The sequence below is a fragment of the Acidobacteriota bacterium genome (assembly GCA_019347945.1).
Classification (GTDB): domain Bacteria; phylum Acidobacteriota; class Thermoanaerobaculia; order Gp7-AA8; family JAHWKK01; genus JAHWKK01.
The window spans coordinates 101375-118840 of sequence record JAHWKK010000004.1; the positions used below are offsets into that span (position 1 = coordinate 101375).

The 17466-nt window shown below is 62.1% G+C and carries 11 protein-coding genes; 4 read left to right on the forward strand and 7 right to left on the reverse strand.

Features of this window, described 5'->3' with window-relative positions; genetic code table 11:
• Positions 1 to 110: 110 nt before the first annotated feature.
• Positions 111 to 1337 (reverse strand): DEAD/DEAH box helicase, encoded by a 1227-nt coding sequence (locus tag KY459_04000; GenBank protein ID MBW3563869.1) that lies wholly within the window; start codon positions 1335 to 1337, stop codon positions 111 to 113.
• A 292-nt stretch (positions 1338 to 1629) separates the two neighbouring features.
• Here KY459_04000 and KY459_04005 point away from each other — a divergent pair, with 292 nt between their 5' ends.
• Both KY459_04005 and KY459_04010 read left to right on the forward strand, forming a co-directional pair.
• On the forward strand, positions 1630 to 4542 hold the full coding sequence (locus KY459_04005) for a carboxypeptidase regulatory-like domain-containing protein (GenBank protein MBW3563870.1): 2913 nt from the start codon (positions 1630 to 1632) through the stop codon (positions 4540 to 4542).
• Between the two features lie 203 nt (positions 4543 to 4745).
• Positions 4746 to 8750 carry a sigma 54-interacting transcriptional regulator gene (locus KY459_04010; GenBank protein MBW3563871.1) on the forward strand — a complete coding sequence of 1335 codons (4005 nt, stop codon included), beginning with the start codon at positions 4746 to 4748 and terminating at the stop codon, positions 8748 to 8750.
• Positions 8751 to 8780: 30 nt separating this feature from the next.
• Here KY459_04010 and KY459_04015 read toward each other — a convergent pair whose 3' ends face one another.
• Genes KY459_04015 through KY459_04035 form a run of 5 tightly spaced genes read right to left on the reverse strand, consistent with a single transcriptional unit; the run spans position 8781 to position 13447 of the window.
• A complete protein-coding gene (locus KY459_04015) occupies positions 8781 to 9176 on the reverse strand; it encodes a nucleotidyltransferase domain-containing protein (GenBank protein ID MBW3563872.1) in 396 nt (131 codons plus the stop codon).
• On the reverse strand, positions 9106 to 9498 hold the full coding sequence (locus KY459_04020; GenBank protein ID MBW3563873.1) for a HEPN domain-containing protein: 393 nt from the start codon (positions 9496 to 9498) through the stop codon (positions 9106 to 9108). The genes KY459_04015 and KY459_04020 overlap by 71 nt, the downstream gene beginning before the upstream one ends.
• A gap of 50 nt (positions 9499 to 9548) precedes the next feature.
• On the reverse strand, positions 9549 to 10703 hold the full coding sequence (locus tag KY459_04025; protein ID MBW3563874.1) for a hypothetical protein: 1155 nt from the start codon (positions 10701 to 10703) through the stop codon (positions 9549 to 9551).
• Positions 10700 to 12367 carry a protein kinase gene (locus KY459_04030; GenBank protein MBW3563875.1) on the reverse strand — a complete coding sequence of 556 codons (1668 nt, stop codon included), beginning with the start codon at positions 12365 to 12367 and terminating at the stop codon, positions 10700 to 10702. The genes KY459_04025 and KY459_04030 overlap by 4 nt, the downstream gene beginning before the upstream one ends.
• Positions 12368 to 13447: an FHA domain-containing protein gene (locus KY459_04035; GenBank protein MBW3563876.1), complete on the reverse strand. Its 1080-nt coding sequence runs from the start codon at positions 13445 to 13447 to the stop codon at positions 12368 to 12370.
• A gap of 83 nt (positions 13448 to 13530) precedes the next feature.
• On the opposite strand from KY459_04035, the gene KY459_04040 reads away from it, so the two are divergent.
• Together KY459_04040 and KY459_04045 are read left to right on the forward strand one after the other, a co-directional pair.
• Positions 13531 to 14676, forward strand: a complete 1146-nt coding sequence (locus KY459_04040) for a hypothetical protein (GenBank protein ID MBW3563877.1) — start codon at positions 13531 to 13533, stop codon at positions 14674 to 14676.
• A complete protein-coding gene (locus tag KY459_04045; protein MBW3563878.1) occupies positions 14676 to 16373 on the forward strand; it encodes a tetratricopeptide repeat protein in 1698 nt (565 codons plus the stop codon). Before KY459_04040 ends, KY459_04045 begins: the two co-directional genes overlap by 1 nt.
• A 60-nt stretch (positions 16374 to 16433) precedes the next feature.
• Here the strand turns inward: KY459_04045 and KY459_04050 are convergent, their stop codons facing one another.
• Positions 16434 to 17465, reverse strand: coding sequence for a hypothetical protein (locus KY459_04050; protein MBW3563879.1), 1032 nt, complete (start codon positions 17463 to 17465; stop codon positions 16434 to 16436).
• Position 17466: the final 1 nt, after the last annotated feature.

The following is a 17466-nucleotide window of genomic DNA, read 5'->3' on the forward strand; positions in this document are numbered from 1 at the left end:
CCTTCGAACCGAAATCTGGACGAAGGGGATAGCGCAACCTGCGGACCACTTGGTTGCAGTGGGCGCCCGAGACGCCCGGGCGCGGGCGAATCAACCGAGCGAGACGGATCTCAGGGCCGGCTTCTGCTGCGGCCCGATCGGAATCCGCGGGAACGGCCCGTCGGACGGCGGTTGGAGAACGACGCCGATTTGCGGCTTCGTTCCTTCACCGGAGGAATTGTCAGTCCCTCGATGTGGAGTTGCTTGATCTCGACACCCGTGACCTTCTCGACCCTTCGGACGACCGATTCGTCCTCGAACGTGACGAAACTGATCGCGATCCCCGAGACCTCGGCCCGTCCGGTCCGGCCGATTCGATGAACGTAGTCATCCGGCTGGGGCGGAAAGTCGAAGTTGATCACGTGAGAGATGCCGTCGACATCGATTCCGCGAGCGGCGACGTCGGTTCCGATGAGAACTCTGACGCGTTCCTGTTTGAATTTGTCGAGAACGGAGGTTCTCTGCGCCTGCGTGCGGTTCGAATGAATCCGCTCGCAAGAGATGCCTGCAGCGCTGAGCTTGCGATGAATCTTGTCCGCGCCGTGCTTGGTGCGGGAAAAGACGAGAACCTTGGACAGACTCTCGTCCTGGAGAATGTGGAGGAGAACGTCGATCTTGCTCTCTCGCACGACTCCGTATCGAAACTGCTCGACGAGATCCGAGGTGCGTGAGCGCGCTCCGATCTCGATATTCACGGGATTGCGGAGCATTTCCTGCGCGATCTTCTCGATTTCCGGCGAAAAAGTTGCCGAGAAGAGCAGCGACTGGCGTCGCGACGGAAGTTTCTGAACGATCCGGCGGATGGCCGGAAGAAAGCCGATGTCGAGCATTCGATCCGCTTCATCGAGCACGAGAAGCTCGATCCCGCCGATGTCGACGAGGTTCCGGCGAAGCAGATCCTCGAGTCGCCCCGGGGTCGCGACGATGATGTCGACACCCTGTCGGACGGCCTGGATCTGTCCCTTCTCGCTCACGCCACCATAGATGGCGGTGAGCCGCAGCGACAGTCCTTTTCCGTACGTGCGAACGCTCTCCTCGACCTGCACGGCAAGCTCTCTGGTCGGAGCGAGCACCAGCGCACGGGGCCGTTTGTTCGACTGACCGCGGCTGAGTGTGTTCAGGATCGGGAGAACGAAAGCCGCGGTTTTCCCGGTTCCCGTCTGCGCGATGCCGACGACATCCCTCCCGGCGAGGATTTCGGGGATGGCCTGCTGCTGAATCGGGGTCGGTTGAAGATACCCCTCGTTACGTATGGCTGTAGTGATTGCCGGCTCGAGGCCGAGCTCATGAAATGGCATGGGTTACACCTGTCTTCCTTCAGAGTATTCTGCGTTCACTCTGAAGCGTTCGGGTAACTCACCGTACTGAATGCCTGCAGATGCGAATGCGGTAATCAGGCGAACAGCCCTTCCGGCAAACTTATTCACCGCTTTTGAAAAAGGGCAGAAACCGAAAGATCCGGGCTGCGCTCGTATCGGATCATTTCCGGTACCCGGTCGCTACGCACGACGGTGTCCGCGTCACGAGGTTGTCAATAAAAGTACATTTTCACTACCATACGGAAAGGAAATGCAAATCCGAGGAGGCAATATGTCGAGGTTACGTGTTCTGCGTTCAGTTCTGTTAGTCGCACTCTTCACCGTTCCGTGCTCCCTGCTCTTCGCGCAACAGACCGGGACGATCATCGGGCAGGTGAGAGCCTCCGACGGCGGAGGATTACCGGGGGTGACCGTCGAGGCCAGCTCGAATGTTCTGCCTCAGACGCGTGTGGTCACGACCAGCCTCAACGGCGACTACCGCATTCCGGCCTTGCCGGTAGGGCAGTACACGGTCCGCTTCAGCCTGGCCGGGATGGCCACTCAGGAACGCAATGTCAACGTTCGTCTCGGTCAGGAGTCGGTCGTCGACGCGATCCTCGGTCTCGCGACGCTGGCCGAGGAGATCGTGGTGACCGCCGACGCTCCGTTCACCGATCCGACCACCACCGCGATCCGAAGCTCCGTCTCCCAGGAGATGCTCGACCAGCTTCCCCTCGGTCAGGAGTATCGGGACCTGCTCAAGCTGGCTCCGGCCATTCAGTACACCGAAACCTCGGTTCGCGGACCGTCCGCGGGCGGGAGTGGACAGGACAACGTCTACGAGTTCGACGGCGTCAACGTCACCCTTCCTCTTTTCGGAACGCTCGCCGCCGAGCCATCGGCACATGACATCGAGCAGCTCGAAGTCGTCAAGGGTGGCGCCAAGGCAGTCGATTTCAATCGAGCCGGGGGATTCACGATCGATTCGGTCAGCAAGTCCGGCACGAACGAATGGTCGGGCGATCTGAAATATGAGATCCAGACGGACAGCATGATCGCGGACCGTGACGGCGTCACGGGGTCGACGTTCGATCAGAATCGCGACTGGCTTTCGCTCGGAGTGGGCGGACCCGTCGTCGAGGACATGCTCTTCGTCTACGGCTCCTACTACCGGCCGACGGTCGACCGCGAGAACCGGGCGAACGCTTACGGCGAGGTTCCGGACTTCGACAGCACCCGCGACGAGTACTTCGGCAAAATGACGTTCACACCGATGAGCAATCTTCTGCTGAACATCAGCTACCGTGATTCCGATCGCGAGGCCAGAAACGCCAGCATCGGCTCCTTCTCCACGCCGTCGACATCGACTGGTGAGTCGAATTCGCAGACCATCGGGATCTTCGAAGGATCATGGATCGTCACCGACCGGAGCTTCGTCACCGCGAAATACAATGATTACGAGCTTCTGACGTCAGAGCGTCCCGACCTGATTCTCGACGTGATCCCCGGCGGAAACCTCAACCTGGACATCCTCGATCAGCTCGGTTTATTCCTAGTTCCGTCTCTGGGCGATGACGAGGCGTTCAACGCGTTTGCTGCACCGTTCGTCGAGCGCTACGGTTTCCTTCGTGACGGGGTGCGGACCGGCGGCGGAGCGGTCGGAGCGGCGTCCACGTTCAACGATCAGGACTTCTACCGGACCAGCTATCAGCTCGGTTACGACATCACCCTCGGCGACATGCTGACTCACGACATTCACATCGGTTATCAGTGGTACCGTGACGAGGAAGATCTCTCCCGTTTCTCCAACGGTTTCGGCGTCATCACCGTGCTTGGCGGGCAGGAAGAGTTCAATGGCCAGCCGGCATTCTTCAAGACGAGATATCAGCGATCCAACTTCTCCGATGATCCGGGGCAGGTCATTCACTCCGAATTCGAGTCGAGCAACATCGAGATCAACGACACGATCCGGATGGACAACTGGTCGTTCAACGTCGGTGTCATGCTCTCCAACGACACCCTCTACGGCCAGGGACTTCGCGAAGATCCCTCGACGATCTCGGGGTTCGTTTCGGCCCCCGGCAACAAGTACGAGATGTACGAGATCGACTTCGAGGACCAGATCCAGCCCCGCCTCGGAGCCACCTGGGCCTACAACGGCTCGGATACGGTTTATGCCAGCTACTCCCGCTACAACCCTGCGGCCAGCTCGCTGCCACGCGCCGCATCCTGGGATCGCAACACCCTCGGTCTCGTGACCGACGCCTACTACGACATGAACGGAGTTCTGATCGGAAGCGAGCAGCTCCGCGGCAGCTCCGGCAAACTCTTCGTCGAGGACATGGATCCACGCTATACCGACGAGTACCTGGTGGGCACGGGACGGCAGGTCACTCCGGGTCTCGCGGGACGAGCCTACGTTCGCTACCGCTATTCGGCCAACTTCTGGGAAGACACAAACAACAACGCGCGGGTCAGGTTCGAGCCTCCGCCCGGAATCCCTCGCGAGCTCTATATTCCCGATCTCAATGAAAAGCGCGACCAGATCGGCAGCGGCTCCTCGTACGTCATCGCCGAGCTCGACGGCGCCTTCACCAAGTACTGGGAAGCGACACTCGAGGCCGATTGGCGCGCGACCGACAACTCTATGCTTCGCGGCACCTATACCTGGAGCCATTACTACGGCAATTTCGACCAGGACGGCACCTCGGCCTTCAGGGGAGGGGACTTCGCGACGTTCATCGGATCATCGTTCCTCGCGGACGGCGCCGGGCGCCAGATCTGGGACAATAAGTACGGAAATCTGCGCGGTGATCGCCGTCATCTCCTCAAGCTCTATGGCTCATACGACCTGCCATGGGCCGCCACCTTCGGCGCCTTCGGCCTTTATCAGTCCGGCCATGCGTGGGAGGCGTGGAACTACGAGCCCTACTCCCATCTGACGGGTTCCACGAGCAGCACCAACCGGTACGCCGAGCCTGCCGGATCACGCACCACGGACGCCCACTACCAGGTCGATCTCAATTACACGCAGAACATCCCGCTCGGAGGGACGAGCCTCCAGCTGATCGCCGAGATTCTCAACCTCTTCGACAACCAGACCGGTTACTCACCGAACCCCGTCGAGCGAAGCTCGCTGTTCGGCGTTCCGTCACTTCAGTACGCACCACGGAGATTCGAGCTGGCGGCGCGCCTCCGCTTCTGATTCTCAGCTTCATCCAACACTCAGGGCCCGGTGGAAATCACCGGGCCCTTTTTGCGGCAATTCCGGACGTTCCGCCAGGAATTGGCCCTCTGTTAACTAGTTTGACTAGCTCATGACCAGAAGAAGCCGTCTCGCCAGGTCATCCCCTTCGGGGTCCCGACCTGAGTGGAGCCCTTCAGCCGTAAATTCGTTAGAATTCCGGCATGTCGAAAAAGGGCTCGGGACCCTCCGCCGAGGCGGAGCTCTCGCTCGCTGCGTTTTCATGGGATCGACATGCTCTCGCGGCTGTCGAGCATGCGACCCTTCCCCACTGGGGGCGCGTCGGGCCGGATCCCGACCTGGAATCCGCTTCGCCACTCGCATCGAGGAAATGGTCCCACCGCGACTCCCTTTCGATTCTCGCGCAGGCCGCGGCTCATCAGGCGATGCTTCTAGCGGTGGGAATCGCCGAGACCGAGCTCGATCCTGATCAATGGGCCGTCCATCGCAAGCGCGGCGAGGATGTCCGACTCGTTCGACGTTTCGCCGCCCCGGACTCCGCAGCGCCTGCAGAGGGCATTGCGCCGTCGGAGTGGATCGAGGCCCTGGCGGACTATCTCGGGATTCGCGATCTTCACGTATTCGACCACGCCTGGTTTCGCGCCGACGAGGTCTATGCACAGAGCGTCATTCAGGATGCAGGACTACCTGAGCACGACCGGCGCTGGCTTCGGCGCGCCGGGTACGGTTCGATCCTCGTCTCCCCGGATGATCTCCAACTGGTCTACGACAGTCCGGGAAGCGTCTTCATCCGACACGGACACTCGAAGCTTCCATTCGAGCGGATCACCCGGCTCGATCCGACCAAAAGATTGCTGACGGCCGGAGGCCGTGGCAGCTCCATTCTCGAACCGGGATCCGCGCTCGGTCCGGAGTGGGGCAGGACCTCAGCCGGATCCGATCCCCACCACCTCGCCGATCGGATACTCGACGATCATCCCCCGGTCGTATGGCTGGAATCGTCGTCGGCGCTCGATCCCTGGAGCCGCTCGGTCCTGGAGGCTCTCCGTTCATCCAACGCCACCATCGTGATCTCGGATGACGACAGGCTTTCGGAAGAAGCGAACGCGAGGCGGCTCGGTCCTCCGATGGTTCGAATCATGGCACCATCGGTTCGATCAGCGCGGCTCATCGAAGAACGGCTCGGTTCACGCGATCATGAGGAGTTGACCAGCTTCGTCACCTCTCCCGCGTATCTCTCTTTTCTGAAAACGGGTCTTGCGCCGATGCTGCTCGGGGGCCGTACCCATGTGACGATCGCGGAGCCAGAGCGCTCTTTTCTCGCTGCGGTCGCCGTCGCGGGGGACCGTGTTCCTCTGACGATCGCGGACGAAATTCTCGATTCGGTCGGAGCGGGAGTCAAAGCCGAGTCACTCGGATCGGACGCCATTCCGCTCGTCGATGGGGAACTGATCTTCGAGGCTGATCTGCGCGAAGGGCTCGTCACGAGCGTTCCAGGTGACGTCCGGAACAGCATCGCGAAGCTCGCTTCGAGATCGTTCGCGAGTCGTGGAGATCCGCTGCGCGCTTCGGAAACGCTCATTCTCAATGCGCTCTACAGGGATGCCGCCACCTCTCTTTCCGAGCGCGATGGCGACCTGCACCCCGAGGATCTCGACCGGGCGCTCCGATCGCTCCCTTCGGTTTTCGCCGCTCCTCATGCAGGCCTGGCTCTCAGGAAAGCGCGTTCACTGATCTCCCAGGGCCTCTATGACGACGCACTCTCGATCCTCGATGAGACAAAGCCGGACCATCGTCATCTCTGTGCCGTGGCGCATCGCCGTCAGGGGAGTTATTCGAAAGCTCTCGATCTCGTCGCAGCACTCGACGACGTCGACAGTCTGATCCTCAAGGCGGAGATTCTCCGGTTGACGGGAGAGCTCGATGACGCCGCTGCGACGCTGGAGTCGCTCGGCAAGCGGAAGCTCGACGCGAGGCGTCGCTCACGGCTCGGCTTCGAAGAGTTCCTTCTCGCTCTCGATCGCGGAACCACTCCCTCCCACGCCTGGATGGCGCTCGACACCGATCGCTATCACGCAGAACGCTCCCTCGCATATTCGCTGATGTCGCGCCGCGAGTTCACAGAAGCAGCGCAGGCCGCCGAGCGAGCTCTGCTTCACGCGCCGGACCTACCCTGCGAGATCGATGCTGCGGTCGATCGCTTCTATGCCGGCTTCCTGTCCGGAAACTGGAGTGCCGCGCGGGAGCACGGCCGGTCGGCGCTCTCCCGGATCGAGCGCGCACAGGGAGATCGCGCGTCCGCCGGTGTCCTGTTCACGCTCGCCTTTCTCCTCGCCGACGATGGCCGCACTTCACAGGCAGAGAGAATCATCGACAAGCTCGACCGCTTCTACGCTTCTCACGGTGACGATCGGCGCCAGCGGGAGATCGACCTCCTGCGCGCCCAGCTCGCTCTGATTCGATTCGATCTCAAAACCTCCGGCGATCTCGCTCATGCTTTGATCAGGGACGGAAGCCTCAGCGGAGATCTGCTCGTAGCGGCGGAGCTCGTTCTTCACGAGGCACGCTGGGCCTGCGGCGGCGATTCGTACGAGATCACAGCCCCGGCGACCTGCGAAGAGCTCGAGCGGCGCCGGCAGTTCGCGCGCGCGCGACTCCGACAGGTGGCCACCCGAACCGACGATTTCAATGGTCGCGTGATCGAGCTCGAGGAAGCGACCCTCGGGGGCGACGAGATCGAGCTTCCCGTTCCATCGAATCGGTCGGAGCAACGCCTTCTCCTTCGCTCGGCACTCGGTCTCAGCCATCGGGGTGCGGGCGGCGATCGCATCCGGTCGGCGATCACTGAGCTCTCCAGAGCGCTGGGCGTCGAGATTCGTCTCGACGCTGACCTTTCCTCCGAAGACGCGCTGTTCACGATTGCTGGTCTCGATCTGGAAGATAAGGACGTTCGCCCGATTTGCGGACGAAACTGGTTTCTCGCGACCCGCAATCGGCTCGCCCGATGGATGATCGTCGGAACCGAAACGCGCGACGACGAAACTCTCGATGAATGGATCGGCACCATTCCGCCCGACGTCGTTCGGATTTCCGACAGTCGCCTGCTCTGGGTCGACGGGGGGAACGAGCTCGGAGAACCGACTCTCGATGCCTGGGGCAGGCTGATCTCTGCTCTCGCCGACCGTGACGGCTACCGGCGCATCGTCGATGCAGAACGGGCTGCGGCATCTCAGCCCGCGCCCTCGGTTCACGACCTGATCATCGGGGCTTCTCCGAAACTACTGCAGTCGCTCGAGACGATCAGAATGATCTCACCTCGCGACATTCCGGTGCTCATCGGAGGTGAATCGGGTACGGGAAAGGAGCTTGCCGCTCTCGCCATTCACCGCGGCTCCCCCCGTCGCTCCCGTCCTTTCATCGAGGTCAACTGCGCTGCGCTCCCGGAATCGCTGGTCGAGAGCGAGCTCTTCGGCCACGTTCGCGGTGCATTCACCGGCGCGGATCGCGATCGCGTCGGTCTCGTCGAACAGGCCGACGGAGGAACGCTTTTTCTCGATGAGCTCGGAGAGATGCCCCTGTCGATTCAAGCGAAAATCCTCCGGCTTCTCCAGGAGGGTCAGTACCGCCGCGTCGGCGATTCCACCACCCGAACCGTGGATGTCCGGATCGTCGCGGCAACCAACCGCGACCTCGCCTCCGAGGTCGACTCCGGGCGATTCCGGGAGGATCTCTACTACCGGGTTCGCGGAGCAGAGATTCAGTTGCCTCCGCTCCGCGAGCGAGGTGACGACATTCGCAACCTCGCCGAGCACTTTCTCCGGAAGGAGCTTCGAGAGTATCCCGATGGTGCGACCAGATTTTCGGACGAAGCCGCCGCTGCTCTCGAGTCGTGGGACTGGCCCGGTAACGTTCGCGAGCTTGCCCAGGTGGTGCGCGCATCCCATGCGCTGGCCGGCCAGACGCGCTCGATCGAGCTCCAGCACATTCCCGAGCGTATTCGCGAGGCCGTCAGTCGCAGACCGAAGGAAGGGCACTACAAGGACGAGCTCGAAAGGTTCCGCCGCGATCTCATTCAGAAGGCACTTCTCGCGACGGGAGGAAGCATGGCCCGCGCAGCCGACAGACTCGGGATCACCCGCCAGGCGCTCTCCTATCAGGCGAGAGAGCTCGGTATCCGAACGACGAGAAAACGGCCACAGAGCGGATGAGCGCTCCCGTACGCGGGGGTTCAGGAGATGTCACTCATTCGCCGCCTCTCTGCGGTACAGCTCACGGCCGGACATGATCGAGGCGTGAAAGGAAGGCCGGTTCTTCTCGAGAAGCTCGATCTCCCGTTCGGTGTACGGAAAGATATCCAGATCCGTGGGAAAGTTGTCCGGCTGATAGCGGGGGATTCGATCGAACCACCGGCCGTCATCCCCGGAGAGTATCAGGCAGAGGTCGACGTCGCTTCCAACGCGAGATCGCCCCTGAACCCTCGAGCCGAACCAGATAATGCGGCGAATTTCCGAATGCGTTTCCGCCAGCTTTGCCGCAAGCCCGAGAACAGCCTGCTCAACCGCCTCAGGATCGTCTCGCTCGATCGTGACACCATTCGAGAATCGCTTCAGAACGCTCGATGGCACTTTTTGCATCCTCCTGTGTGTAGAAATCCACCGGCGCTCCCTCTGGAAAACCGTTCGGATAGCGAGACGGGATGCAATGTCGATCCAGTTCTCGTGCCGCGTCGATCAGGGTTTTCCCTGCTGCCGGATCCCCGATGGCTTCAATCAGTCCCCTGACCGAATGACCCCGCGGGGAAACTGCCTCGAGCTCGTGAATCGCTTTGGCCGCTTTCTCGGCCGCCTGCTGAGCAGCGAAACATGCCCACTCATAGCTTTCACCTTCGAGAGCCGTGCAGGCCAGCCTGCGGTCGGCGTCGGCTTGCTTGAGCCAGTCTCTGCCACGATTCGCCACGAATCATTGTGGCACACAGACGAATTGTCGCGGAAAGCACGTCACCCTGCCTACATCGCGGCGCGGATCTGCTCGAGGAACTCGATGGCGTGGGGCGAAAACCACGCGGGATCGAGACGCGCGCCGGGATCGACGGCCAGAGCTGCCCGGAAGTCCTCTGCCGCGCGATCCCGTAACGCAGCCTCCCCGCTCATCACCGACTCGACGAACAGCGAATATCCGCGGAGCATCAGCGCCTCGAGATTCGACCGGTCGGTCGCGAGAACGCGGTCGAGCATCCGCGTGCTCGATTCCCGGTCCCCGGATGCGATCGCCTGAAACGCTTCGATGACCTCACTCGTGACTCTCGACTCGGAGGGCACCCGTTCGCGTGCCGCGGGCGGAGCGGACTGCACCCTCGAAACCGGCTCTGCGACGAGACTCGTCGGCGGTTCGGGGGGAGGCGACGTCACCCGAGTCGGCGGTGCCGGCTCTCTCTCGGCGAGGACGACAGGCTCTTCCGCCGGAGCCGGTTCTTCCTCTTCCACCGGCGCCCCGGGAACCGGAGTCGGCTGTTCCCGGCCCCTCACGATTCGGGTTCGGGTCGTCGGTCGGGACGCCGCGATTGCGCTGTCGAAAAGCCGGACCGCTTCCTCGAGCGCCGCAACCGACGTCTCGTATCCGGCGGAGGTCCCGAGCCGTCGGGCCTGATTCGCTTCCGAAACCTTCGTCCCCGCACTTCGATAGTCGTTCTCCCGGGTGGCACCTGCCGCGATGGCGCGACCCTGCGCCTCGAGTGCTTTCTTCATCGCCTCGTCGCTGCGCTGTTTCGCAGCCTCGAGTCCGGCGTTGTCCGGTCGTGAGGCTCCGGATTCCAGCGACGCCTTCAACTGCCGGAAGTCCGCAAAGTTCGGGGTTTTCTGAATGACTCGATAGTTGTCGCTCTGCCTCAACGCCGACAGCGCCTCGTCGCGTTGCCCCAGTTCGGCGTGAGCCTTTCCGAGCCAGTACCACGGGATGTAGGTCACCCGCTGGCGCCGGATCACAATCCCCTCGCGGGGAGTCGGGTCGAGCGCGATTGCTTCCTTCATCTTCGCGATCGCCGTGTTCCAGTCGGATTGTTCGATTGCCCGCAGGCCTTCCGCGTAGACATCCTCCAGCTTCGCCGCCCAGGCAGACGAGCAGATGAACGCGACGACGATTGCGATCAGAGTGAAGCGCTTCATCTCGATGCGCTCCTGAACTCGGGAAGCGGGGCTTCGTCGGGAGCGAGATCGAAATGCACCTCTTCTCGGTCACCCGGCTCTACGATGGAGGTCTGCCTGGCAACGTCGTTCGATCGCCCGGACCGCACCGCGATCTCGTATCGACCGGCCGGGATCTCGAGAGTCATGGGTGTCGGAACCGGCGCTTCGAGGACATCCCGTCCGGAATCGAGATCGGTGATCGACTCGACCGTGGCCCATGGAAAGGAATCGACTGCAAGCGTCGAGACCGATGCCGCGACCGGGCTTCGACCCGGCTCGGCGACCTCCGGCTCGCTTCGCGACGCGATGAACCACCCGAGCCCGGCAATCAGAAGAATCACCGCAGCCAGGCCGATCCACTTCCACGGAATCGCAGACTCTCCATCGCCGCGAGTGGCATGGACCGGACGGTCCAGCGTGGCGCTCTCGAAGCCTTCTCCTCGCTGGTCTGCGATGGTCGGCGGCGCAGACGAGCCCTTCGTTTCCTGGGTCACCGTGACGTCGGTAACGTCGGCGACTTCCCGTTGAATCGTCTGATCGCCACCGACCACCTCACCCGGTTCGTCGAACAGATCGGGCACCTCGGTCGCCGCCATCGTCTCGGCCGTCATCGGCTCCTGATCGTCGTCGCGGATGGAAAGCGACCGGATCGTATCGAGCGTCTGCGACAACTCCTCGTCCGCACTCGGAAGATCCGGAAGCACAGACTGAAGCGCCTTGAGGAACTGGCTTGCGGTGGAAAACCGCTTTTCCCGATCCTTCTCGAGTCCCCTGAAGATCACAGCCTCGAGCTCGCCCAGATTCACGAGTTCCGGATTTTTCGATTCCAGCGGGTCCGGATCGGCTGTCGAATGCAGAACGACGAACTGGTGAGGGGTCTGGGCGTCGAACGGCGGAACTCCGGTGAGCATCTGATAGAGCACGATCGCGTAGGAGTAGAGGTCGGCGCGCCCATCGATGACTTCTCCGCTCTTCAGAAGCCCGAGGTGCTCGGGCGAACAATAGCGCCACTTCCCGACGAACATCCCCGTCTTGGTTTTCTCGTCGGTCGTATCGTCCCACTGCTTGGCGATTCCGAGGTCGATGATCTTGACGAGCTCGTCGCCATCCTCGTCGCGTGTGACCATCATATTTTCCGGACTGATGTCGCGGTGGACGACCCCGGCCTTGTGCACCGCGTTGAGCCCGGCCAGTGCCTGAATCGAGAGCCGCACTGCATGCGAGGGAGCGAGAGTCTTGCGCGCGCGGATCAGATCGGAAAACGTAATTCCCTCGATGTACTCCCAGACCATGTAGAACGAGCCGTCACTGAGCTCGGAGAAATCGAACAGCGACGCGACATTCGGGTGGTTGATCTTGGTCGCCAGCCGTGCCTCGCGGACAAAGCGCCACTGGGTCTTTTCGTCGGCCGAAATGCTCGGCCGCATCAGCTTGATCACGCGCGGAGTATTGAGGTGAAGGTGGAGTACCTTGTAGACCTCGCCCATTCCGCCGATTCCAAGCCGGGAGAGGATCTTGTACTTGCCGTCGATCGGCTCTTCGATGTATTTCCGGAGAAAGTCGGTGATCGGCTCTCCGCAGTATGGACATGCCTTGAATTCGGGGTCGGTCGCCGATCGGCAATTGATGCAGAAGAAGGCCACTCAGCGAGCCTCCTCATGGACCGAAGCGTCCGACAGGTGCGGCGCGATCACAGCCCGTCTCGAGGACGCCTGGATCAGGTCGAGGATCCGCTGAGACGCGCTGACCAGCCGGAGTGGAACTCCGCGCATTGAGGCCACTCTGACGGCCTGCGCGAGGCTCTCGAGCCCACCGTCATCGATTCCGACGACATATCCGAGGTCGATCGTCAGCCGGGTCACGCCGGAGTCGAGCTGATCGAGCTCTCGTTCGAAGACCGGGGCGTTCTTGCCGCCGAGAAAGCCGATGATCTCGATCCTCCTCGAGCCACCCGATCCCTGGCTCACCCGGCAGCTCATTCCGAGATTCGAGCCCCCCTCGGGGATGCGATGGCTCGCGGACGAGCTCGCGTCGAAGTCGAGTAGTGTGCCGCAGATGTCGATCACATCTCCGGCGACCAGCCGTCGGTTTTCTCCCTCGCCCAGCTTCTTCCCGTTCACGGCGACGGGATTCACGCGGGAGAGCCGCTTCAGATAGAACGCCCCTGCCCGGCGGAAGACGGTGCAGTGATGGCGCGAGATGTCGGGTGCATCGAGCTCGATGTCGGCGTCGTGACTCCGTCCGATCATTGTGGTCATGCCGAGCGAGAACTCCCGTTCCGAGCCGTCCTCCAGGCGCAGTCGAAGCGATGCCATCGGATTCTCCGCCGTATTTTCCGCCATCGTCGGACGGGCATCCCGTCCTCGGGGAATCTCGGACTGAACGGTCGTATCGTGAGTGGCCTCGATGTTTTCTTCGGTCGTCTCCCCGCTCTGCGGTTGCGGCAGCACCGTCAGCTTGAACGAGGCGATCTCGAGCTCGACCGGCCCTTCGATTCGAGCGGATGTGATCGCCCGACCGTTCATCATCGTTCCTTTCGCACTCTGGTTGATTGCGGTCACCGATCCGTCATCGTTGACCTTGAGCACGACATGGCTCGCCGAAACTGCCGCGTCATCGAGAACGACGTCGTTGGTTTCGCTTCGTCCGATCGAGACGAAGGGGCCGTCGACAATCCGGTCCCCGAGTATGCTCGACCCCCGTTCGATGATGATTCTGAACACGCCGGTTCATTATCCCGCCTCAGGCCGGACACCGCAAAGAGAATCTTGCCATAAACAGTGGAGTTGGATAAATTGTGCTCCGCATGCGCGGCTGGCTGATCGTTTCGCTCGTCCTCATGGCTGCTGGCTCGGCGGCCGACGTGGTTCAGGATGCAGGAGGGAATTCCTGTCTGGCCTACGAGTATCCGATCCAGGTGTGGAGCTCCGAGACACGGCGCTACAACGAGGTCTTCGGCCTCAACCGGTTCGCCCGCCAGGAACAGTGCGAACAGGCCCGGCTCGCCGAACAGGCCGCGAGCGATGCGATCATCGGTTACGTCCTCCGAGCCGCCCCGAAAGCCCGCCTGCAGAAGTGGAACTTTCTCGAGTGCCGATGCGATCGTACACGTGACGCCTCCAGTCCCGTCTTTCTCGATGAGAGACGCCGCGAGGCCTTCGTGAAGATTTACGAAGCGGGCCGTTACGACATCTGGGAGGAAGCGCTCGACAAGAGGTTGAGCGAGCAGAACGAGATCGCCCGCCAGTTCCACGCGACTCGCCGCGACTCGCTTCCCTCCGGGGCGTGGCCGCTCGTGGTCGCCGTTCCCGAAGAGTCGGAGGAACGCCTGCTCAACCCGACGGCCACTCGTCTCAAGCCGACGTCCGTTCAGGTCACCGCGGCCACAGGGCCGGTTCTGGATCACCTGCAACTGGTGGAAGTCGACTTCGGAGATCTCGACCAGCCCTACACGATCGAAACGATCGACGGAACCGAACGAACATCCATCGCTTTCATCGAGCGACAGATCGAACGGGTTCAGTCGCTGCTTCCTCGGACTTTCGAGATCACCGACGAAGCCGTCCGGGACGAGCTGATCGAGGTGTTTCAGCAGCGGCTCCAGCTGCTCTCGAACCTCGATCGGATCATCGGATCCGCACCGTCTTCCAGCGCGCTCGTTCTCGAGGCGACCTCGGCAGCCTCCCCCGCGGACGACGAGGCTCTCATACGATCATTTTTCGGACCGGAAGTCAGCGAGCACTGGACTCCTCCGAATCTCGAAGATGCACTCGTCGAATTGCCGACGCGCGTTGCAGATGATCCGCTGGCGGTGCTCAGAAGCACCGATACGGTCGATCCGAGCATACGAGGTCTCGCCCTGTACGCCTATCTGATGCGAACTCCGTCGCTGACGGAGAACGAGGAGATCTGGATGGCATCGCTCCTCGACGCAACCGTGAGGGAAAACTGATGATTCGTCAGACCGCCTTCGCCCTTTCTTTTCTTCTCTTCTCCTTCGCCGCGGCCTCTCAGGAGGTGGAACCGGATCGCGCAGAGATCGCCGTCGAGCTCGAAGGGACGAATTTGCCAGCGGGAATCACGCCCGCGGTTCGTGAGGAGTTCGTGCGGGCCGCGCGCTTTGCGAGCCGCTACTACGATCTCGGCGACCTGAACTCCGCTTTTCAGCAGCTGCAACAGGCCAATGCCGCGTTTCCCGACCACCCTGCGATTCTCCACAATCTCGCCGTCGTTCTGACGCGCCTCGGTCGCTACGCGGAAGCGCAGGAGCAGGTCGACGCCTATCTCCGCCTCTATCCCAATGGCCCCGAAGCCGATCGGATCCGATCGCTCCAGATCGACCTCGATTTTCAGCGGGACCTTCAACAGCGAGCACAGCAAACGCAGAATTATGTCGAGCTTTTCAACCGGGCATCGTTCGCATTCGAACAGGGAAACTTCCAGGAAGCTCTCGAGCAATTTCGACAGGCCGAACAGCGAAACCCCACCGATGCAGCTGCCGTTTACAATCAGGCCATCGCGCTCGAGGCGCTCGGCGACTATGCCGGTGCGACCGAGAGGTTGCGGCGCTATCTCGCCCTGGAAAACGACCCGAACGTCAAGGCCGAGGCCGATCGGCGCATCTTCGATCTCGAACGGGAAATCACTGACCGTCGGACCGCGCTCGTCTGCGCTTTCTGCGGCTGGAAGCTCGGGGCCGGCCAGTACTGGTGCCCCCATTGCTGGCGCGGGCCCTACCTCGCGGATTCGCCGAGAATGAACACGCGGCCCTGCGGATCCGGCGCGAGCGCCACACGCTCGAGCTTTTATGCCGATGGCCGCGTTGCTCTCAACGAGGAGCTCTCCTGCCTGTTCGACGGCGCCAACTATCACGAAGCCCTCCGCTATTCACGCACGAAGCAGCTCGCGATCCAGAATGAACGGAAAAAAGAGGGGTGGACGTACGACGGCGACGTCATCGCATCGTATGAGAAACGCGGCGACACGATCGATCTCGTTCAGGGCGACTATCTCCGTGCGCTCCGCTCGCCGTCGACAGGCGCCGTGCTCCACTTCGATGCCGAGCGCGTCGATCAGGTGTGGCTTCTCAAAGAAGAAGACCTCCTGATCGAAGACGACATCTACCGAAAGCGCTACACCTACGATGACCGGGGAAGAATCGCGACCGAGAGCGTCTCATACCGCGCCACCGGAGAGTGCGGCCACATCATCCACGCGCAGGCGACCTATCAATACGAAGGGGATCTTCTGGTTTCCATCTCCTTTTCCGGCGGCAATGACGGGTTCAACTTCGAAGGGCTACCGAAAACCACCTGGACCGCAAGCCTCATCTTCAGGCGCGACGACAAGGGAAGAATAACGAGCGAAGTGTTCGACGTGGACAAATACGAAAAGGTCGTCACACAGAAGCCGGAGCGACAGATCGACATGGTGTTCGATCGGAGCTATCCCGGATGGCGACGGAACCGACCGATCGATCTCCGCTCACGCGGCGACTACTGCGGAATCATCGGCTCGAAACTCATCGGCAACCTGATCGATCTTCGGCCGTTCTACTCGGTGTCTCCTTCGATTGCCACCCAGCTCGGCTTCGGTGTGACCCGGATCGAAACGAGCTACACCTACCCCTCCAGCTTCGAGCTCCCGTAAAGAGGATCTTCGGCCGCGGCCCCGCCTTCGCTCCGCGCGCCCTCACCCTGCGCTCCAGGCTCAATCCCCGCCGCTCGTACCTCGCCGGCGCACGGCGCGCCGCCGCTTCGGCTCGGCTGCCGGTGCCTCCCAACCCAGCTCGATCACTTCGAAATCGGACGCGGTGAGCGACCGGAACGCCGGGTTGAGCAGATCGTTGTTCCATCGCGTGTCGTAGGTTCCGGTCACGAAGAGATCCGATCCATTGTCCGCAACGATGAGCCCGTAGGTCTTCATCGCCTGAAAGATCTTCCGCAGCGGCTCCGGATAGCCGGTGATATCGACGCCGGCCTTCAACCGAAGCCGGGCGCCCATCGGCAGCGCGCCTGAAGTCGAGCCGGCGGTGTGGGATGCCGGAAAGACGTGGCCGTTGGTCTGGCGGACGGTGACGCGAAAGGCGTGACGGAGCTCGTCCGGCCCGTAGACTTCGTCGTAGCGCACGAGACCGGGGAGGATCGCGAGTCCTGCAGCGTCGGCACTCGTCCACCCCTCGGGGCGCCGCGCGTTGCTGTCGAGCGGAAAGATCGCGCCCGAACCGGCGCTCCACCGCTGTGTCCCCCCATCCCAGTCGACGTCGAAGAGCTCGAAGAGAATCCGGTTGTCGCGATCGACGATCAGCATGTGCCGGTCGCCCCCGGCGGCGGGGTCGTTGCCGGGCCGGCCTCCCTCGATCCAACGCGTTCCCGTTCGGGCCTCCTCCGGAATGGGATAGCCGGAAGGCCGGCCCGGCGCCGCGAAGTCGCTTTCGCCGGCGTAGAAGAAGGTCACCTGTTCGAGCGGCTCGTCCCCGCCGACGACGATGTACGGGATCCCGTAGATCAGCGGATCGCTCTCGCCGGAGTCGCCGCCGAAGTCGGGGTGCATGCCGCGGTCGGGGCCGATGAACGCGATGAAGCTCGCGCTCGCCGGGTCCACCGGCGCATCCGAGATGTCGACGTTCCACCAGTTGTCGGACGGAAAGAGCGGCAGCGGTCCGGGCAGCTCTCCGTTACGGACCGGCTGCGCCGAGGCGGTTCCCGCGAGAATCGCGATGATCAATGTGAATAGACGCACC